We start from the raw sequence: 19,605 nt of genomic DNA on the forward strand, positions 1-19,605 counted from the left end.
ACCGATCGGGCCACCGGCGATCGGCTCGGAGCGCTGCTCGCCGGCGACACCTTCGTACCGCAGTCATCCCTGGAGCGCCTGCTGACCAGGTTGTACTCCGAGCTGAGCGGGCGCCTTGGCGGTGACGGCGCCCACCCGGTCCGCCGTGCGCTCGTCGAGTTGCACCGCTACCAGTTGTTGAGCCGTCCGGGCGCGCCGGCAACCACGCTGCACGAGATGACCCTGGGCAAGGGAGGGCTGTCGCTGCTCGTACTCTTCGGCCTGGCCGGCCCGGACATGCCAGCCGCGGATCGAGCGCTGGTCTTCGAGCTGGGCGGCTGCCTGCAAATGATCGACGACTACCAGGACCGCGACGCCGACCGCCGGCTCGGCATCCCCACCCTGGCCACCGAGGGCAGGCTGCGCTGGTCGGCGATCGTCCGGCGGCTTCGCTCGATCGAGAAGGCGGCGGCCGACCGCTACGGCCCGGCGGTGACCGGCGACTTCTTTACCGACATTTATCTCTTCTTGATCGTGGCTTGGATGGGCCGGGTCTGGCGGCGTGGGCTGCCCCAGCCGCGGTCACCGCTCGGCGTGCTCGTGCTGCGGGGCGGGAGCGTGCTGCCCGGATGAGCGGCGCCGCGGTCAAGGCGAACGCCGCCACGACCACCGCCACGGCGGGTATGCCCCAGCGCGGCGGCATGAAGGCCAGCACCCCGGCGAGGAAGACGCCGGTATTGCCGACCACGAACCCAGCGTCCCGCAGCACCCGTCGGACTGGCGTCGGCCCGCTGTGCGGCTGACGGTGCAGCGCCACGACGAGACCGGCGGTCGAGGCCACCGCGAGGGCGAACGGTGCCGGGCCGGCCGGGAACAGCGCGGCCGCCGACGCGGTCTGCACGAGAATCACGTACGCGCGGTAGCGCAGCGGCAGGACCAGACGGCCGTCCATGCGCCTGACCCCCAAGGCCCGCACGCTGGTGCGCGCTTGCGCCCGGATGTCGCCCTCGAGGTCCTTGATCCCGCCCACCGTGACGTTGACGACAACCATGTGCAGCCAGAGCGCGAGTGCCAGCCACACCGGACCGCCGGTCAACACCAGCGGCGCGGCCACAGCGATGCCGAACAGGTGGTCGACGATCAGCGGCGGTACCTGGCGGGACGTCTTCTGGAAGAAGTTGCCCCAGGTGGTCAGCGCAAGTACGGCGAGCAGGCCGGCCGCCGTCCATGGCTCGCGCGGTAGCGCGGCACATCCCGCTGCGAGCACGAGTAGTTCGATCAGTACCCACCAGGTCATGCGGATCGGCGTTACCGCCCCGGTCACCAGCGGGCTGGTCTGGCGTGCCGGTGCCGACCGGTCGGCCTCCAGGTCGGCTAGGTCGTTCACTTTGCAGGCATACGCGTGCAGGAGGAGGCCGCCTGCTGCGAGCAGAGCGAACTCTGCCGCGCCGCGGGCGCCCACTACCCAGGGCAAGGCCGTGAACGGCGCGAGCCCGGCCCGGCTCAGCCGCAGGTAGTGCCGGACGGTCACGAGTTTCTCGGGCGTCCCGCGAAGCTCAGCGGCGCCACGTAGAAAAACGGTATCCGGGCGCTGAGCCACTCCTGCCGCCGATCGAGTTCCTCCTGCAGGCGAACCGGAAGGCGGGAGGTGATCTCGCGAGCCAGTGCCCCGACCACGATGCCGGCGTGGAACAACAGCAGCCAGGAGACGAAGACACCGGTCTTGTGCCGAGGCCGCGGATAGAACGCCCGAATGTCGCGCAGCGCCCGGGCGAACAGCAGGGTGCCTCTGCCGATGCCGTGCAGCACGCCGCGTACCGGCGACTGCCGCCCTTCGGCCTGGTCCTCGTGCAGGTCCTCCAGGTCGTCCATGTACTGGAGGTAGCTGCCGAAGCCGCGCAGTGCCCGTTCTTCCGAGGCGCCGAACCGAGGATTGACCGCGGCGAAGTATAGGCACAGGGAATGATGCCCCTTGTCGCTGGTCAGCTGCCACAGGGCGGGATCGGCCACGGCCGGACCGACCTGGGTCTGCGAACGCCGCTGGGTGTCCAGCATGACGGCCAGCCGGTTGGACAGCTCGGCGGGGTTGGTGACCGCCCCCCACGCCTGCTCGGCGAGCCGGGCCAGCGCTACCTGCAGGGGACGATCCGGATCAGCGGCCAACTGCTGGAACACCACGTCCTCGAAGACCCGTACTTCCGCACCAGCCGCGTAGGGGTGGTCGTACACGTGATCCAACAAGTGGGTGATCGCACCGAGCAACACGCCCAGTTCAGTCCGATGCGGCCGGCGCAGCAGCTTCGCGTACAGGTAAAGCAAGGAGTTGATCCGGAACACCGTGTGCCTCAGATGCCGCACCTCGGCCGGCGGCAGCACGGCCGCCACCGCGGCGAGCTCGCCGGCGACCAGGTCGTCGAAGACGCGGGCCACACGCCGGCATTCGCGGCCTGCCTCCCGCCAGATCAGCACAGTCATCGCGTCACCTCACGTCGGACGATCAGGACCCGTAGCGGCATCCGGCGCGGTGCCGGGCCGATGCCCCGTGGCGGGCGCGGATTCAACGCCCGGCCCGCGGCTGCGGCGTAGAGCCAGAAGTGAAGGCCGTCCAGGAATCGGCGACCGAGTGTGGGGTCACTGCCCGTCGGCAGCGCGGCCACCACCCGCCGCAGGGCGGCGCGTACCTCCCGCAGCGGCAGCGCCCCCTCGGTGGCGCAGGTCCGTACCTCCGCTTGCCGGTCGGTCGCCAGGTCCTGGTAGTCGTCAACAAGCTGGAGGAAGCCGCCGAGCGCGATTAGGAACGGCTCGTCCGGCCGGGGCTCGACCAGGCCGCCGAGGACCAGCATTGCCAGTCCGCCCTTGGCAAGCGCGAGCTCGCGCAGCTCGGCGACGTCCGGCTCGCGGGTGGTCTGGCGCAGTGACTGAACCTGGCGCGTGTGCAGTGCGACGAGCGCACGATGGGCGACCGGCCGGGCGTGCCGCGGTGCCCGGTCGCACAGCGCGTCGAACAGCGCAGCGAGGGTTCGTTCGTGCCCGTCGCGCGGTTCCATCGACCCGCCTGCGAACATCGCCGCCATCCGGGCGGGCAGGTCCGGCACCGCGGCGGCGCGGTTGTCCAGCAGGTCGTCGTAGAGCCGGGTGAAAGCTCCAGCCAGGACCTCCATCGTGGCGTCCGGGGCCCGGCCGACCAGTCGGGCGTAGGCACGCACCAGCACGCCGCCGCTGATGCCCCAGGCGAGGAGCGGAACGGCCAGCGCCTTGTCCTCGATGAGCGGGGCCACCACGGCGTCGAATGCGCGGCGCAGGTCCCGGCAGTCCCGGTTGGTCCGGCGGGCCACCGGGACAGTGGTCGCCAGACAGCGCAGCACGTGTACGGCCTCAGCGGTCATACCAGTACCCGCATCGGTCGAACCGGGTGCGCGCCTGAGGCGAGAGAGCCATCCGCCAGTACGTGCGCAGCATCCGGCCGCGGTAGAAGCCGCGCGCCGACGCGTACACCTTCAGGTCGGGCAGCACCCGGTAACGGGCAGCATGGTCCCGGCAGAGGCGTCGCAGGAGTTCCACGTCCTCGTAGGCGAAGAGATTTTCGTCGAATCCACCGCAGCGGTCGAACCAGGCCCGGCGCAGCACGAACACACCGAAAGCCATCGACTTGACCTTGCGTAGCGTGTCGAGCGCGTGCGCCGCGCACAGCCGGCGCACCGGGTCAATCTCGTCGGGCTCTAGCACCACTCGAGTGCCCGCCGCCGTCAGCTCCGGATCCGTGGCGAACCGCTGGACCAACGTGGTGAGGAAGTCCAGCGGCACCCGGTAGTCAGCGTCCACGAAGGCCAGCAGCGCACCGGCGGCCCGCCGACCGCCGGCGTTGCGGGCGATCGCGACGCCCCGCCGCCGCTCACCCACGACGATCGCGCCGAACTCCGCGGCCGTCGCGCCCGTGGCGTCCGTGCTCGCGTTGTCCACCACGAGGATTTCGCAGGTGGTCGCCGGCATGGTGTCGGCCAGGTACAGCCGGGCGTGTCGCAGCGAACCCAACGAACGAGGCAGCCGAGCCTGCTCGTTGTAGGCGGGCACGACCACCGAGATGTCGACCCCCATCACACCTCCTCCTTGCGCCAGAGCACGCGCCAGTGACCCGCTGTCGGCAGCACCCGGTGCGCCACACCGGAGAAGACCTCGAGCGGCACCATCGCTCCCGCTGCAAGCAGCGCCAGAACGCCTCCGGTGGCCTGCGCGGGCAGCGCCGGTCGGCGTCGCTGGTGCGGGTGGGGGAGCAACCGAGCGACCGGAAGGGTCGCCGAGACCAGGTACTCGCCGGGCAGATACACCGGTCCGGCGGCCACCTCCAGGGCCTCCGGCGGAGCCATGGCACGCAGCGAGCGGCGGGTGCAGATGTGCCGGTGGTAGGGCGGAAGCAGCGGGAACCAGTACGGCCCGAAGATCGGCCGGGCCAGGCAGTCCGCGATGGGCACCTCGACGCAGAGCACGCCACCGGGCCGGAGCAGGCTGAAGGCTCGGGACAGGGCTGCCCGTGGATCCGGCAGGTGTTCCAGGACCTGGAACATGGTCACCAAGTCGAACTCGCCCTGCGGCCCGTGGCCGAAGTCGCCCGTCGTCACGTCCAGCCCGCGCCGGCCAGCCCGGGCGGCCAGGGCGGGATCCAGTTCCACCCCGCTGCAGCGGGCGCCATGGCGACGTCGGGCGAGATCGAGGAACCCGCCGGTGCCGCACCCGACATCCAGCAGGCGGGTGCGCGGCGTGATCGGCGCGTGCCGGGCCAGCCAGCGCAGCCGGGGCGCGTACACGAGGTCCCGGACCGCGCGATGGTCCATCACCCGCTCGACGAACGGCAGGTTGGGCTCGGGCAGGTCGATCTCGCCGGTCCGCGCCAGGTGGCCGCAGGCCGCACAGCGCCGATAGACGGCCGGGACGCCGCTGCCGAAGGCGATGTCCCGGGCGTTCAGCTCAGAGGCCGGGCCGGTTGTTCCGCACCCTTGACACGCCACCCACCGCCGGTCGCGGTAGAGCAGCCTGGGGAACGCGGCGCGGAGGTAGCCCTGGGCATACCTCAAACGGCCAGGCCGCATCCGGTCGCCGAGGACCCTGCCGCCGGTGAGCCGCACGATCCGGCCCGGCGGGCACGGCCGGAAGCCCCACACCGTGGACAGATGCCGGGCCAGCCGCGAACTGCTGGTGACGCAGAACGTGATCGGCGCGTACCCGAGCACCTCACGGAGGAGCACCTCGACCACCCCGCCGCGCAGGTCGGGACGCACGTAGGCGCCCGCGATCTCTTGGACGTCCGGGCCGTGCGGGATCCGCAGCGCCCAGCCGGCCGGCACGCCGTCCCGCTCGATCACGAGGAGCCGGCCCTCGTCGTAGGCTTGGGCTAGTTCGACGGCGGTCCGGGGTGAGAGTGCGTGGTCCTCGCGCAGAGTGCGGTGCACCCAGTCGAGCAATGGGCCAGCCGGCTGCGGGCCAGCGATGCGTGGCGCCGTCATGAGGACTCCAGGCGGTTGAGCACCAGGACGGTGCGCAGGTAGCCGATCCGGTCGGTGTGGCGCAGATGCTGCTGCAGCGCCGGCTGGGCAGTGAGGACCGAAGACAGCGGCCGCGAGGACCGCATCCGGCGGCGACGGGACCAGATCAGCACCCGCGCGTTCGGCCGCGTCGCTGCGGCGACACGGGCCAGCAGGTCGTCGACCTGCTCTCGGGTCAGCCAGTCAGCCACGTTGGACAGCGCCACGCAGTCGAAGCCAGAACCGTCCCGCAGCACCTCGCGAATCCCGGAGTGCACCAGCCGAATCCGTCCCGCACGCGCCTGGACGGCTGGGTGGCTATGGGGCGCGAGGTAGGGCGGCAACCGGTCCGGCGCCGGCATCCGGCGGCTGAGCAGCGGCAGAAGGTAGGGGTTATCGTCCACTGACCACGACTGACCGTGAAGGACTCGCCGCAGCCGCACCAGCGGGCCGCCGAGTGGGGCGATACGCTGCACGGCGCCCTGCCACACCACGCCGCGCCGGATCATGCCGAGGTGGGCGTCCCAGAACTCGCGGGCGTCCGCGCTCAGGTCTTGGCGCAGAACCTCGTAGATCCGGAGACGGGCTCCGGCCGGATCACCGCCGAATTCGCGTACGCCGAGGAAGAGCTCCAGGTCGGTACGCGTGAGGGTGGCGACCGCGGCCACCTTGAGCGCGGCCAGGTGGAGCTGTGGCCAGGCCAAGTCCACCGCGACGACCTCGGCGGGGTCGTGAACGAGCAGATTGAGTGGGGTGTCCCCGGCCGAGGCGAGGCAGAGAATGCGGTCTCCGGGCAGCGGGCGCAACGCGCGCGACACCGTCCGGTGGTCATCCAGGGTAATACTGAAGGTGATGGGACTGAGCAGCGCGTTCATCCGGGCGAACATGCGCCGTGACCAGTGCGGCGCGGTACTCATGATGGTGACACCCCGTTCGCGACCATCCGCAGCAGCCATCGCCCCGGCCCGCGTTCGCCGTAGCCAAGGCGGTATGCGGCCCGTTCCGCCAGGTTGCCGAGCGGCGTGGCCCAACCGAAGAAGTCCACGTAGGCCAGGTCCAGCCCACGGTACGGCGCCAGGACGTTCGGGAACACCAGGCACCGGTCCCGGCGGTCGAACCGGCAGCTCAGGTCCAGGCCGACCGAGTACTTGTCCGCGAGCCACCGTGCCGTGGCAAGCAGCAGCAGCAGCGGAAGCCCTCGCTCGCTTATCAGGCCGCGTTCGACCGGCAGCCTGTACGGTGCTCCGACGATCCGGCTCTGCCACAGTGCCGGCACGGAGATCGGACCGAGCTGCGGGAAGTCCACGTCGACCAGCCGGGACACCTCCGGCATGAGGTGCAGCATTGTCCGCTCGGCGTAGAACGCGCCGAGCAGTTCGTCGCGCCGGGTCGACCCGATCTGCGGTACGCCGGTGGCCAGCAGGGTGCGGGCCCGCACCAAGTCGATGTCACGCAGCCACGGCCGGCACGTCTCGTGGAACCGCGATATCCGTGGCCGCAGGGACCGGGTAGGCGCGAACGGGCTGTCCGTGAGCGGCAGCCTGCGAAGCATTGTGACGTAACGCGGCTCCCGGATTCGACCGCGCAGCGCCTCGCGCAGATCGGTCACCTTGAGCACCTTCAGCACATACGGTCCCGTCGGCCCCGCGCCGTGGCCGACCATCCCGGAAGCGCCCGGCTGGATCGTCGAAAAGTCGACCATCTGCGGCTCGGCCCGGCCCTCGATCCGGACCGCGAGGCGGATGCCGCTCATCGCATGCCCAGCACGGCCGGAGCCCGCCGCCAGCGAGGGATGGCCCGGGCGGCCTCGGCGTGCGCCGATCGCCACAGGTCGTGCAGGGTCGCGGTGACCTCGCCGCTCGTGCTGTGCGGTCCGATGCCGAGGCGGTCCACCCGGACCGGTGCTGGGGCGTAGAGCGACATGGGCCCGGACAACTCCACGACCGCCCGGGCCAACGCGCGGATCCACGGGCGCCGGCGGAACAGGGCGGAGGCCGCCAGGTGGGCGTCGCTCATCCCGTAAACGAGCGGGACCACGGACGGTACGTCGCCGGCCGGCTCCGACCGCAGGCGCCGGACCAACCAACCCAGTCCCGGTTGCCAAGGGCTGCCCGGATGCATGACCCCGGCGGGAAACATGTGTACCCCCGCACCCCCGCTGATCAGGTCAGCGGCCCTACGGAGCGTGGCCAGGTTGCGGCGCGGGCCGCCACCGTCCGCGGGCCGGGGCCAGATCGCCTCTTCGACGGCCCGAAGCATCCGTTCCCGCAAGGGCCGTCCGGCGGCTGGTGCGTCATCCGCCGCGTTGTCGAGCGTGAGCAGCACCGAGGCGAGCCCCGGGCTGGCGGTGGCCACGAACGTCCCGGCCAGGTGATACAAATCGGGACGGGCGGCCAGCGAGCTGAAGACCGCCGCCTCTAGGCCGGTGACGTGGTTGCCGAACGCCAGGAACGGGCTCTCCTCCATCAGGTCCCACACGCGGGGGTGGACCACCACGACGGGATCGATCTCCCACCGTCGCATAGCCACCCGGCAGGCGGGCCCGATGCCCAGCCGTGCCACTTCGTCGCCCAGCCGGGTCAGCTCGGTGCAGACGTCCTCAATCGGAATGCTCGCCTCGATGGGAGCGGCGGCAATCGCATATCGCAGGCTGCGTCGGCGCAGCAGCCGGTGGACGGCGAGCGCTGGCCGCAGTCCTCCCTCGCGGAACGCGGACGCCAGTACGTCGAGCTGACCCATGCGCCCATGGCATCGCCTCACCAGCACGCCGGCAAGGCGTTCGGAAGACACCCGTACAGGTCCGTACAGGCTTGATGCCGCCAGCCGGCGCCGTTGCGTTGTGGGATCGGCAGACGTGTCGAACCCTTCTCGGGTTCGAGGTCAGATCGCCTGGGCGAGTTCGGTAAACGCTGCGGCGACCCGTGTAGCCGGCGGGGCGTCGACGGCGAGTTCGTAGTGTCCGCGGCGGAGGTTCTGCATGAACGCGTGCCCAGCGATGATCACCTGTGCCGTCTTGTCCGTCCGTAGACCGCGCATCGGTCTCAACCGGTGTTTCAGCTGGCTGTGATCAGCCTCGATCGGATTGTTGGCGTACCGCTCGACGTGGTGCCACGCCTGCGGGATCAGCTCATCCAGGACGCCGGGGTAGACCGCTGCGGCGTCGGTGACCACCTCCGCGGGTGTCACCTTCAACGTCGACAGCGCCCGGCGGAAGAACCGCCGGGCCGCGTCGGCGTCGCGACGTGCCGAGACCAGCACGTCGATGACCTGCCCGTACTGGTCGACTGCCCGGTACACGTAGCGCCATACCCCGTTGACCTTGACGTAGGTCTCGTCGACGAGCCACCTGTCGCTTGGCGAGTGGCGGCAGAACCGGGCGGCGTCGGCCAGCAGCGGCGTGAACCGCTGCACCCACCGGTAGACGGTGACGTGATCGACCTCGACGCCACGTTCGACCAGCAGTTCCTCAACGTCGCGATACGAGAGGTTGAAGCGCAGATACCAGCGGACCGCGACGACGATCACCTCCGCAGGGAAACGGAACCCGACGAACGCCGACTTCGGAGGCAGCCACGGGCCGGGACGGGTCGATGACTTCACTGCTCAAGCCTGCCTCGATCTTGCCAACGCTCAATGCAACAGTGCCCGTTCCCGCGCCTCGTAGCAGGGCATGGAACCCGCCATGCCCGGAAGGCCTCGACAAAACCGCATGGAAGATCGTCATCCGGGAGGCCCCCGGATTGATCGGCGTAGGGAGACGACTTTTTCCCTTTGCCGACGCCCCCAGCATCAAGACGTGGATCCCGAAGGGAATCGGCCACAACGCTTGACTGTGCCGGGTAGTTCAAGAGCATCGTCGTGCGCAGTTTCGCCGGCTGACCGGTCGCCGGCCTACGACGTGCGGCGCCGTAGGACGACGGCCCGGCCGGAACGGCCGGGCCGTCGTCGGCCGGGTGCCCGGGGGAGTTGACGGCCAGCGGGATGCTGGTCAGGTGATGGCGAAGATGATGGCCCGGCCCTCCCGGGCCGCGGCGGCGAAGAAGTCGTCGATGCCGCCGTCGCCCTCGGCGTCGGGCCCGTCGTGCTCGGGGTCGGCGTGCCCGGCGTCGTCGGTCTGGCCGGCGGCGAGCCGGGCGACCTCCGCCGGGTCGAGGACGAACGCCGGACCGTACCCGAGTTCGACGTCGAGGGTGTCGTCGGTGCCGTGGACCGCGTAGGACAACCAGGACCGCTCCTCGGCGAACGGTGGGTGCTCCGCCTGGATGGCCTCGGCGATCGCGGACAGGATCCGGTAGTCGCTGCCGAAGGCGTCGCGGTCCGGGTCGAACCCGGTGAGCGGGGCGGCGTCGTCGGGCCCGTCGAACAGCCTCTCGGTGAGTGCGGGGCGGGCCCGGAGGATGGCCAGCAGGTCTGGGCTGATCTTGGCCATCGTCATCCACATCGACGTGCCGGCGGAGCATACTGCCACCCTGCGACAGCGTCGGGCGGGCCGGCGAGAGTATTGACATTCGTCTAACTAGTCGTTCCTCGCTCCATCTGACGGTGACGGGTCCCGCCGGACGTATCAACCGCGCCGCGCCGCGCTCCTGAACAACGTCATCGCGTCGGCCCGGTAGGCGACAACGCCGGGTCGGCGGTCCCTCGACGATGGGAGAAGCCTGTCATGGGCAACGTAGGAAGACGTGTCCGCCGCTCGGCGCTGGCCGTGCTCACTGGCACGGCGCTGGCCGCCCTGCTGGCGGTCACCACGGCCGCCGCCGCGCCGGTCGAGGCGCGGCAGGACAAGGCCGCAGCGGCCCGCACCGACGTCTACATCCGGGACGTCGCCGCCGATGTCGGCGTCCAGCCCCACTCGTTCAACCCGCTGTGGGCCAGCCCCGACATCAAGGTCTGCCCGACCGCCGTCGAGTGTGCCGTCAGCCAGAACCCGATCGTCGGCGTCACCAACTACATCTTCGTTAAGCTGCGTAACCCCGGCCCGTACGGTTCCGGCACCGGCAGCGGCGTGCTGCGGGTTTACCGGACAACGCCGGGTGGCGGTGCCGTCTGGCCGACGCACTGGACCCAGATCGGCGCGATGAACGTGACCGTCTTCGCCGGCACCACGACCGTGACGATCCCGTGGACCGGTGTGCCCGGGCCGGGCCACTTCTGCCTCCTGGCCAGGTGGGTGTCGGCCACGGATCCGATGACCTTCGAGGGTCCGGACATCAGCACCAACACCCGCAACAACAACAACATCGCCTGGCGCAACGTCGACTCGGTGCGGCTCGTCGCGGGCGGGACGCCGGTCGTGCGGCCGTTCGCCATCGGCAACTCGCTCAAGGTGGCGACCAAGAACGACCTGGTCTTCACGCAGCCGGGGGAGCCGATCCAGGGCGTGGGCGGGCGGGTCGTCGTCGACCTCGGGCCGACCCTGTTCGAGCGGTGGCAGGCCGGCGGCAAGGTCGGCACCGGCGTACGCGAGGTCGGCAAGAACCAGTTGGAGGTCGTCGAACCGGCGAAGGCCAGCCTCGGCAACCTGCTGCTGGAACCGGGTGAGCGGGTCGAGTTCTCCCTCACCTTCGCGGCCGAGGTCGCCTCGGACAAGGAGTTCGCGCTCGACGTGACCCAGTTCGGCCCGGACACGAGCGGGGCGGAGCGGACCGACCTCGGTGGTGTGGAGTACCTGATCAGCGTCGGGCGGCAGTAGCCCCGGCCACCAGCGGGGGTCGTGGGCCTGGGCAGCCCGCGACCCCCGTCGCCGCGCGCTCGCCGGGACGGTCCGGGCGTCCCGGGTGCGCCGCCGTCCCGGGTGGACGGTGGGTCAGCGCAGCGAGACCCAGGTGGTGGCCACCGCGTAGCCGTCGGTGTGGGCGCGCAGCCGGACCGGGCCGGGCGGGGGAGCGCCCAGCGAGAAGAAGCCCACCGCGTCGACCGGCGCCTCCGCGTACGTGCCTGAGGCGGTCTGCGCGGACACCCGCCCACCCCGGGGCGGGGAGAGTTGACCGACGATGCCGGCGTCGGTCACCTCGATCTCCAGCGCCACCCCGGCACTGCGGAACGACAGCGTCCGCGTCGACCCGGCCGACCGGGTCAGCGCCGGCGCCGCGTCGCACGCCGAGTCGAACGTCAGCTCGGCGAGCGCCACCTCCGCGTCGACGTTTCGCCAGGCGAACGCCGCCCGCGCGGCGGTCAGGAACTCCTCCGGGACCGACCCGACCTCCCGCAGCGCCGCACCCAGCTCGGCGGTCAGGGCCGCGTCATCGGCCGGCGGCAACGGCTCCATCGCGTTCACCTCCGTTCGTCCGGGTCGCGGCCGTTCCGAGGAACGGGGCGAGCGCCGGGCAGTCCCGTAGCCGGCGCAGGCATCTGGCCTGGGTCGGCCCGATGCTGCCGACCGGCACGCTCAGCCGTTCGGCGATCTCCCGGTAGCTGGCCGGCGGGTCGGCGGTCAACAGGGCCAGCAGCTTCTGGCAGCGCGGCGGCAGCTGCGCGAAGCCCTCCCGCAGTGCCTGCCGCCGCTCCGCGCGCAGCAGTTCCTCGTCGGGGGCCGCCACGTCCGCCGTGCGGGAGAAGCCATGGTACGCGTCCAGCGCGTCGTCGTACGGGTCGAAGGGCTGGGTGCGGCGGCCGAGGCGGGACAGCCGGTAGCACTCGCGCCGGGCCGTGGTCGCCAGCCAGGAGGCGAGGGCCTGCGGGTCGCGTACCCGGCTCAGCTGCTCGACGAGACGCAGCCAGACGGTCTGGTTGACGTCGGCGGCGTCGGCGCGGCTCAGGTCGTACGACCGGATCACCGAGTAGACGAGCGGGGTGTACCGGTGGACCAGCTCCACCCACGCCGACTCGTCCCCGCCCGCCGCGGCGGTCACCAGGTCGGTCGCGCTCGGGTCGGTCACGGCGACGCCGTCCGCCGGCTGGTGCGGCACTGCTCCGTCGCTCGCGGCCGCTCGTTCCCGCCGCCGCAACGCTGCGCCCGGCGCCGGCCGGGACCACCGCACGGTGCTGCTGATTCGCTCGCGGCCCGCTCGCTCATCCGACGAGCACGCCGTAGTCGGGGTGCCAGCGCGGCGCCGCGAGCAGCGCCAGCCGGGCCGCGTCGGCGCTCAGGCCGCCGGCGGTCATCAGGGCGGCGAGCCGACCGGAGACGTGCGCCGTGGCGAACGAGGTACCGGCCCAGGCGGCGAAGCCGTAGAACACCCGGGTCGGCAGGCCCGGCAGCGGCAACTGCCCCTCGACGTACGTGCTGTGGCGCTCGCCGACCGCACAGACGTCGATCCATGGCCCGTACCCGCTGTAGGTGGCTGGCACCACGCCACCGGAGCCCTGGCTGACCGCCGCCACCGCGACGACCTGGCCCAGCGCGGCGGGCCAGATCGGCCGGCTGGTGCCGGCGTTGCCCGCCGCCGCGACCACGGCGCTCGTCGCGGGTAGCGCGGCCACGGCGTTGGCCAGGGGCAGCGACGGCTTGTCGTCCTGGGTGAACCCGCCCAGGGACAGGTTGACCACGGATACCGCCGGCGCGAGTCGGGCCGTCGCGGCCACCACCGACGCCTCGTCGCCGAGGCCGGTGGCGGTCAGCGCCTGCTCCGGGTCGACCCGGACCCCCGGCGCGGCCTGCCGCACCACCCCGGCGACGAAGGTGCCGTGCCCGCCCTGCGGGGCGAGCACGTCGGTGTACAGGTAGAGCGGGTCCTCGTCGTCGACCTCCGGCAGGTACGCCCCGCCGAGCCACTGCGGGTGGTAGCCGCCGGCCTGCCGCCACATGCCGGTGTCGCAGATCCCGACGGTCACCCCGGCGCCCTCACCCAGCCGGGCCGGGTCCGGCGGAGGCAGCGCGGCGACCGTCGTGGGCGGGCTGCCCGGGTTGCCCATGATGTTGCCGAGGCCCAGCAGCACGTGGTGCGGCTGCACCTTCGGCACCGGCTGCCCCGGCCACTGCTGGTGGTCGCGCAGCTTGGTCACGAGCGCGGGAACGTCGGTCTCCCGGTCGAAGAGCAGCCGGGTGACCCCGGCGAAGCCGTCGCCCGCGGCCACCACGTGGCCGCGGGCACGCAGCCAGGCGGTGACCCGCTGGGCGTCGGCGTCGGCGGCGAGCAGCTGCCGTGGCCGGTAGAGGAACTCCCGGCCCGGTGTGGTGTGCCGGCGGACGTTTTTGTCGGCAGCCAGCGCCTCGTCGAAGGCGCGCTGGTAGGCGGCGTCGTCCGCGCCGTCGGCGCGGGCCGGGGCCGCACGGGACCCGGCGGCGAACGACGCTACGGCGGCCAGCGCGGACGCGGCCAGCAGTCGCCGTCGGGACAGTTGGCCGGCCGGGCGCGGCGCGGCGGAATGGTCAGGCGACACGGGTCCTCCATGCGGTCGGCAGAAGCGCCCGCCACTGGCCGGCGTGGCCACGTTTCCCGGGTGTCGTCGATTCTTCCAAAGCATAGTCGCATGTCAATGGCTTTAATGGTTGGCGCAGATTCCCGACAAGCTCGCACAGACATTGACGGCTGGGCATCAGTTCGGGGACTCTGTGGGGCATGCCCGACAGCACCGGTTCCGGTGCCGGCACGGCCCAGGCGGCGCTTGACGCCGTCCAGCGCTACCCGCGCGAGGCGATCGCGATCGCCCAGCGGGTGCTGGCCGCCGGGCCCGCGGCCGGGGCCGACGAGCGCTCCACCGCCGAGCGGGCCGTCGGTCTGGCCCTGCGGGAGCTCAACGACCTGCCCGGCGCGCTGCGCCACCTGCGCCGCGCGGTCCGGGCCGCCGGCACGCCCCGGACCCGAGCGTTGGCCCGGATGAGCCTGGGCTACGTGTTGGCCAACGCCGGCCACACCGCTGCGGCGCTGCGCGCGGTGACCGCCGCGCTGCCGCAGCTCGTCGGCGCCGACGCGGGGCGGGCCCGGATGCAGCGGGGCGTGGTGCTGCACTACCGAGGTCGCTACGACGAGGCGGTACGCGACTACGGCTTGGCCGTCGACATCGCCCTGCGCGAGGGTGATCTGTTGCTGGAGGCGCGGGCGCGCAACAACCGGGGGCTGCTCAACGCCCACCGGGGCGCCGCCGGCGGCACCGACGACGACCTTTCCCGCGCGGCAGCCGCCTTCCAACGGCTGGGCCTGGACCTCGCGGCGGCCGACGCTCGGTGGAACTGCGGCATCGCGGCCGGCCAGCGCGGCGACATCGCCGGCGCGCTGCGCTGCTTCGCCACCGTCGACGAGGAGTACCGGCGGCTCGCCGTACCCCGGCCGGCGCTGCTGCTGGACCGCGTCGAGCTGCTGCTGTCGGTGCCGCTGGTCGACGAGGCGGTGGCGGTCGCGACGGCGGCCGTCCGGGAACTGCGGCGCCGGGGCATGGCCTCCGACCTCGCCGAGGCGCTGCTGGCCCGGGCCCGCGCGGCGCTGCTCGCCGCAGACCTGGACACCGCGACCGAGGCCGCCGCCGCGGCCCGGGCCCGGTTCCGTCGCCAGGGCCGGCGCACCTGGGCTGTCTTCGCCCGGCACGTCGAGCTGCGCGCCGAGTACCGCCGGGGCACCCGCTCGGCACCCCTGTTCACCGCCATGGCGCGTACCGCCGACCAGCTCGACGCCACCGGGTGGCCGGGTCCGGCGCTGACCACCCGGATCGAGGCCGGTCTGGTGGCCGCCGTGCTGGGGCGGCCAGGCCGGGCCCGGAATCTGCTGGCGGTAGCCGCCCGGGCCCGCCGTCGCGGCACCGCCGACCGGCGAGCACAGGGCTGGTACGCCCTGGCCCTGTCGCGCCGGCTCGGCGGGGATGAACCCGGGGCCGCCCGGGCGCTACGCCGCGGGCTGGCCGTGCTCGACCGGCACCGCATGTCGCTCGGCGCCACGGAGCTGCGTGCCCACAGCGGAGCGTACGGTCAGGAACTGGCGGCCGAGGGCCTCGACATCGCGGTCCGGGCGGGCGCGCCGGCGCGGGTCCTGGCGTGGGCGGAGCGGTGGCGGGCCAATGCGCTGCGGGCCCGGCCGGCCCGGCCCCCGGCCGACCCCGAGCTGGTGGCGGCGCTCGCTGAGCTCCGACTGGTCAGCGGCCTGCTCGAAGACGAGGTGCTGGCCGGCCGCCCGGCAACCGCCCTGCGCGGCCGGCAGGCCCGGCTGGAGCAGCGCATCCGGGACCTGGCCCGGCGGGTGCCCGGTGGGGGCGCCGTGCTGGCCCCGCCCGGGGTGGGCGCGCTGGCCGCGCGGCTCGGCTCCCGGGTGCTGGTCGAGCTGGTGGCCCACGGCGACCGGATCCGGGCGGTGCTGGTCCGCGACGGTCGGGCCAGCCTGCACGACCTGGGTCCGCTCGCCGCCGCGGCGGACCTGGCCCGCCGGCACCGGTTCGCCCTGCGCCGGCTGGTCACCACCGGCGACGCGGCCGCCGCGCGGGCGGGGGCCGTTCACGCCGCGGACGCCCTGGACCGGCTGCTGTTCGCCTCGCTGCGGCGGCGGCTGGCCGACCGGGCCCTGGTGATCGTCCCGGTCGGGGCGCTGCACGCGGTGCCCTGGTCGGCGCTGCCCACCTGCGCGGGGCGTCCGGTGACCGTCGCCCCCTCGGCCACCGCCTGGCTCGGGGCGGACCGGCGGGAGCTGCCAGCCGGGCCGCCGGTCCTGGCCGCCGGCCCGCGCCTGCCGGCCGGGCACACCGAGGTATGCCGGCTCGCTCAGGTCCTGCCCGGGGCGCGGCGGCTCACCGGGCCCGACGCCACCGCCGCGGCGTTGACCGCCGCGCTGGACGGGGCGGGGCTGGTGCACATCGCCGCCCACGGCACGTTCCGCGCGGACAACCCGCAGTTCTCCACCCTGGAACTGGCCGACGGGCCGCTGTTCGCCCACGAGTGGGAGGCGGTCGCCCGACCGCCCGGCTGCATGGTGCTCTCCGCCTGTGACTCCGGCCTGACCGGGCTACGCCCCGGCGACGAGGTCATGGGCTTCACCGCGGTGCTCCTGGCGCTCGGCACCCGGTGCCTGATCGCGACCGTGTTGCCCGTGCCGGCCGAGCCCACCACGGCACTGATGCTGGACCTGCACGCGCGGATGCGGGCGGGTGCCGGCCCGGCGCGAGCCCTCGCCGACGCGCAGCGGGCGTTCGGTGCGGCGGGCGACGGTCCCGCCCGGGCCACCGCGGCGGCGTTCGTCTGCTTCGGGGCTGGCTGACCGGAGCGGGAGCGGTCGCCTCAGCCGGCCATGGTCAGCCGCAGCGCGGTGGGCGCGGCGGTGCGCGGTGCGGGCAGGCGCAACGGGCCGGCGCCGGGCACGATGGCGCCGAGCACCCGGGCCCCGACCTGTACCGTGCCAGAACTCGTTCAACGCAACACTCAGCGGCAGACCGCCCGAGCCGTCCTACGGCCTCACCCGCGAATGCATCACCGGCAAGATCCGCGACCAAAGCGCCCCCCGGAGCACGTCAACTGAGAAAACCAGCCCAGAACGTCAGCACCGAGCAGGTTAACTGAGAAAACCAGACCTTCCACTTTCTCACTCGAAGTGATCCGCCCACCTCAGCGCAGTCCGACCGGGTCAGGTGCACTGAGAACGGACAGTTGGACGCAATTCGCAGCCGTTCACGGCCCCTCGTCCGCTGCCGACCTGCTTTCCGACCGCGCCGCGGGGCTGCCGGCTGCGGCCATGCGTGGTCTGCCGGCTCAGCGACTTGGCGGCCCCCGCGCTGACCTCGCCGCAGAGCGCACAGAGGTCGACAGGTGACCGGCTCGGGCTCCAGAGTCACTGCCCCGCCCAGGACGGCCGGCCATCGATTTCGATGACCGGCTCACTGAGAGGACCGCGCTGCGCGTCGATGGTGAGACCAAGCGATCGGGCTCAGCTGCGCGGTCACACTCGTTTTGACAGGGTCACGCGGAGTTGCGCCACTTGCGGCCGTGCCGGCCGATGAGCCGGTCGGCGTCGGTCGGGCCCCAGGAGGCGGCCTCGTAGGTGGGGATCGGCGAGTGGTCCTTCTCCCAGTTGTCGATGATCGGGTCGACGATCCGCCAGCACTGCTGGACCTCGTCGCTGCGGATGAACAGCGACGCGTCACCGATCAGCGCGTCCAGGAGCAGACGTTCGTATGCCTCCGGGGACTCCTCGGCGAACGTCTGGTCGTAGGAGAACTCCATCGTGGCGGTGCGGACCCGGAAGGAGTGGCCCGGCACTTTGGCACCGAAGCGCAGCGAAATGCCCTCGTTCGGCTGGATCCGCAGGATCAGCGCGTCAGCATCGAGTCCGGCGAGCTGGTTGGTCGGGATCGGCAGGTGCGGCGGCCGCTGGAACTGCAGTGCCACCTCGGTGAGCCGGGCCGGCAGGCGCTTGCCGGTGCGTACGTAGAACGGCACCCCGGCCCAGCGCCAGTTGTCCACGTTGAGCCGCATCGCGGTGTAGGTCTCGGTCCGCGACAGGGGGTCGACGCCGGCCTCCTCGCGGTAGCCGGCCATCAGCTCCTCGCGGGTGCCGCCCCGGGTGTATTGTCCCCGGACCGCGGCCTCGGCGATGTCCCGGTCGGTGGGGAGCCGGATCGCCTGCAGCAGCTTCACCTTCTCGTTGCGCAGGCCCTCAGCCTCGAATGAGGCCGGTGGCTCCATCAGTGCCAGCGCGAGAACCTGAAGCACGTGATTCTGCACGATGTCCCGCATCGCGCCGGCGTCCTCGTAGAAGCCGCCGCGGCCGCCGACGCCGAGGGTCTCGGCGACGGTGATCTGCACGTGGTCGACCCAGGAGCGATCCCAGATGGGCTGGAAGATCGGTTCCTCGGTGGTGATCTCTTCGATCCACAGGTCGGCGAGTGTGCTGACGCGGGTCTCCCGGGTGATCTCGTCGTCGTTGGAGGTGGTGCGGTCGCGTAGCTTGACCTTCAGTGCCCGTTCGGCGGCCGGGCCGGTGGTGTCGGTGGTCTCGATGTCGCGGGTCTTGCCGTCGTAGTCGCGGAACCGGGCTCGTGCGCGGAATCGGTTGGGTCCCAGCTTTTGGGTGCGGATCTTGCCCCAGGTGCCGATGGGTAGTTCAGGTCGGGCCATGGGGTCAGCGCTCCGTGTCGGTGTGTTCGTCGAGCCAGCGTTCGACTTCGCTGCGCCGGTATCGCACGGTGTTGCCGACGCGGATGGCGCGGGGTCCCTTGCCTCGGCTGGAAGGCGAGGGTGCGGATTGGGTGACGCTCATCGGACCTTGCTTACGACCTCGTGCACGGTTGTCGGGAGGGCCGGTCACCTCATCGGCGGTGAGGTGCGGCTGGTAGCGCCTTGAGTGGCTTGGTGGCGTTCTCGGTCCGGTCGGTGTGTTGGTGGTCCGACAGCAGGCCGGCGATCGCGCGGATGGTGGCGTCGAAGTGTTCGCGTCGGCCGTGGTAGCGGGCCAGGATCCGCCAGTTCTTTAGGTGTCCAATGACATGCTCGACGCGGATTCGCTGCGACGAGTGCCGTTTGCGGGCCGCGTCGTGCGCGGCGATGACGCTTGGCGGCAGTGACTTCTGGTGTTTGCGCGGCTTGGGCTTCGGTGTGATCACCACGTCGGCGGTGTCGGCGCCCAAGCCCTGGTAGCCGGCGTCGGCGAGGACCTGAACCCCGAGCGGCGCGTGGAGCAGGAGGTCGACAAGGCCGGCGGTCCGCGCTTGGGTGAGGTCGTGCATCGAGCCTGGCCGAGTCTCGCCGCAGAACAGCAGCCGACCAGCCGGATCGCAGATCACCAGGGCCTTCATCGTGTTCAGCCGCGCTTTGCCGGATACGAAGCGGTCCCTACCCGCCCGGCCCTCGACCGGTCGGCGGACCCGCACCTCGGTGGCGTCCAATCAACGCTTGCGGGTGCTGACCCAGATACCCGACCACATCGGCGAGTGTGCGCAGCCGGACTCCGTCGTGCACCCGGCAACCCCGCTCGGCCAGCAGCGGCCGCACCTCGGCCACGCTGCGGGTGACCGTCGAGCGGTGCACCCCAAACCAGGCGGCTACCACGTCATGGGTCAACCCGTGCCGCAGGTGCACCAGCGTGGCCAGCAACCGGTCGGCGAACCCGAACCGATGCTTCGCACCCGCGCCAACACGGCGACGACGCGTTCGCGTCGCCAGCCGATCACGGTGGCGGGCCTGCCACCGCGGTCCCAACTCCGCGACCAGGCCCGCTATCACCTGCCGGGACAGACCTGTCATCCGAGGATTCATCAT

At 72.2% G+C, this 19,605-nt stretch carries 18 protein-coding genes and 1 pseudogene; 2 read left to right on the forward strand and 17 right to left on the reverse strand.

The window, feature by feature from the left end:
* Nucleotides 1–487: 487 nt before the first annotated feature.
* The 10 genes from ACFYPR_RS29405 to ACFYPR_RS29450 form a co-directional block, all read right to left on the reverse strand.
* Nucleotides 488–1,510, reverse strand: coding sequence for a UbiA family prenyltransferase (locus ACFYPR_RS29405; protein WP_387263695.1), 1,023 nt, complete (start codon nucleotides 1,508–1,510; stop codon nucleotides 488–490).
* A complete protein-coding gene (locus ACFYPR_RS29410; protein ID WP_387263698.1) occupies nucleotides 1,507–2,454 on the reverse strand; it encodes a hypothetical protein in 948 nt (315 codons plus the stop codon). Before ACFYPR_RS29410 ends, ACFYPR_RS29405 begins: the two co-directional genes overlap by 4 nt.
* Nucleotides 2,451–3,365, reverse strand: coding sequence for a class 1 isoprenoid biosynthesis enzyme (locus ACFYPR_RS29415; RefSeq protein WP_387263701.1), 915 nt, complete (start codon nucleotides 3,363–3,365; stop codon nucleotides 2,451–2,453). The genes ACFYPR_RS29410 and ACFYPR_RS29415 overlap by 4 nt, the downstream gene beginning before the upstream one ends.
* A complete protein-coding gene (locus ACFYPR_RS29420; RefSeq protein WP_387263704.1) occupies nucleotides 3,355–4,074 on the reverse strand; it encodes a glycosyltransferase family 2 protein in 720 nt (239 codons plus the stop codon). The genes ACFYPR_RS29415 and ACFYPR_RS29420 overlap by 11 nt, the downstream gene beginning before the upstream one ends.
* Nucleotides 4,074–5,477 carry a methyltransferase domain-containing protein gene (locus ACFYPR_RS29425; RefSeq protein ID WP_387263708.1) on the reverse strand — a complete coding sequence of 468 codons (1,404 nt, stop codon included), beginning with the start codon at nucleotides 5,475–5,477 and terminating at the stop codon, nucleotides 4,074–4,076. The genes ACFYPR_RS29420 and ACFYPR_RS29425 overlap by 1 nt, the downstream gene beginning before the upstream one ends.
* The gene (locus tag ACFYPR_RS29430) at nucleotides 5,474–6,412 is read right to left on the reverse strand and encodes a DUF3419 family protein (RefSeq protein WP_387263710.1); all 939 of its coding nucleotides are present in this window, start codon (nucleotides 6,410–6,412) and stop codon (nucleotides 5,474–5,476) included. Before ACFYPR_RS29430 ends, ACFYPR_RS29425 begins: the two co-directional genes overlap by 4 nt.
* Entirely contained in the window at nucleotides 6,409–7,248 is an 840-nt protein-coding gene (locus ACFYPR_RS29435; protein ID WP_387263713.1) for a hypothetical protein, read from the reverse strand. The genes ACFYPR_RS29430 and ACFYPR_RS29435 overlap by 4 nt, the downstream gene beginning before the upstream one ends.
* Nucleotides 7,245–8,234: a hypothetical protein gene (locus tag ACFYPR_RS29440; RefSeq protein WP_387263716.1), complete on the reverse strand. Its 990-nt coding sequence runs from the start codon at nucleotides 8,232–8,234 to the stop codon at nucleotides 7,245–7,247. Before ACFYPR_RS29440 ends, ACFYPR_RS29435 begins: the two co-directional genes overlap by 4 nt.
* A 141-nt stretch (nucleotides 8,235–8,375) precedes the next feature.
* A complete protein-coding gene (locus ACFYPR_RS29445; protein WP_354859429.1) occupies nucleotides 8,376–9,065 on the reverse strand; it encodes an IS6 family transposase in 690 nt (229 codons plus the stop codon).
* Nucleotides 9,066–9,483: 418 nt separating this feature from the next.
* Entirely contained in the window at nucleotides 9,484–9,963 is a 480-nt protein-coding gene (locus tag ACFYPR_RS29450; protein WP_354859712.1) for a hypothetical protein, read from the reverse strand.
* Nucleotides 9,964–10,158: 195 nt separating this feature from the next.
* Here ACFYPR_RS29450 and ACFYPR_RS29455 point away from each other — a divergent pair, with 195 nt between their 5' ends.
* A complete protein-coding gene (locus ACFYPR_RS29455; RefSeq protein ID WP_354859710.1) occupies nucleotides 10,159–11,187 on the forward strand; it encodes a hypothetical protein in 1,029 nt (342 codons plus the stop codon).
* A 114-nt stretch (nucleotides 11,188–11,301) separates the two neighbouring features.
* Here the strand turns inward: ACFYPR_RS29455 and ACFYPR_RS29460 are convergent, their stop codons facing one another.
* The 3 genes from ACFYPR_RS29460 to ACFYPR_RS29470 form a co-directional block, all read right to left on the reverse strand.
* Entirely contained in the window at nucleotides 11,302–11,763 is a 462-nt protein-coding gene (locus ACFYPR_RS29460) for a hypothetical protein (protein WP_354859708.1), read from the reverse strand.
* Nucleotides 11,738–12,403 carry a sigma-70 family RNA polymerase sigma factor gene (locus tag ACFYPR_RS29465; protein WP_354859705.1) on the reverse strand — a complete coding sequence of 222 codons (666 nt, stop codon included), beginning with the start codon at nucleotides 12,401–12,403 and terminating at the stop codon, nucleotides 11,738–11,740. Before ACFYPR_RS29465 ends, ACFYPR_RS29460 begins: the two co-directional genes overlap by 26 nt.
* Nucleotides 12,404–12,506: 103 nt before the next feature.
* Nucleotides 12,507–13,817, reverse strand: a complete 1,311-nt coding sequence (locus ACFYPR_RS29470) for a S8/S53 family peptidase (protein WP_354859703.1) — start codon at nucleotides 13,815–13,817, stop codon at nucleotides 12,507–12,509.
* Nucleotides 13,818–13,996: 179 nt separating this feature from the next.
* Here ACFYPR_RS29470 and ACFYPR_RS29475 point away from each other — a divergent pair, with 179 nt between their 5' ends.
* The gene (locus tag ACFYPR_RS29475) at nucleotides 13,997–16,612 is read left to right on the forward strand and encodes a CHAT domain-containing protein (protein WP_354859700.1); all 2,616 of its coding nucleotides are present in this window, start codon (nucleotides 13,997–13,999) and stop codon (nucleotides 16,610–16,612) included.
* A 695-nt stretch (nucleotides 16,613–17,307) separates the two neighbouring features.
* Here the strand turns inward: ACFYPR_RS29475 and ACFYPR_RS29480 are convergent.
* The 4 genes and pseudogenes from ACFYPR_RS29480 to ACFYPR_RS29495 form a co-directional block, all read right to left on the reverse strand.
* Nucleotides 17,308–18,465 (reverse strand): glucose-6-phosphate dehydrogenase, encoded by a 1,158-nt coding sequence (locus ACFYPR_RS29480; protein WP_354859698.1) that lies wholly within the window; start codon nucleotides 18,463–18,465, stop codon nucleotides 17,308–17,310.
* A 4-nt stretch (nucleotides 18,466–18,469) separates the two neighbouring features.
* Nucleotides 18,470–18,574 (reverse strand): annotated as a pseudogene (locus tag ACFYPR_RS29485) (DNA-binding protein); the annotation flags it as partial.
* 82 nt (nucleotides 18,575–18,656) lie between these two features.
* On the reverse strand, nucleotides 18,657–19,217 hold the full coding sequence (locus ACFYPR_RS29490; RefSeq protein WP_354859717.1) for a transposase family protein: 561 nt from the start codon (nucleotides 19,215–19,217) through the stop codon (nucleotides 18,657–18,659).
* Nucleotides 19,180–19,590, reverse strand: coding sequence for a transposase family protein (locus ACFYPR_RS29495; RefSeq protein WP_354859696.1), 411 nt, complete (start codon nucleotides 19,588–19,590; stop codon nucleotides 19,180–19,182). The genes ACFYPR_RS29490 and ACFYPR_RS29495 overlap by 38 nt, the downstream gene beginning before the upstream one ends.
* Nucleotides 19,591–19,605 lie beyond the last annotated feature (15 nt).

Origin of the sequence: Micromonospora sp. NPDC005254 (assembly GCF_042872525.1) — a bacterium.
In the GTDB taxonomy this organism is placed as follows: Bacteria; Actinomycetota; Actinomycetes; order Mycobacteriales; family Micromonosporaceae; genus Micromonospora.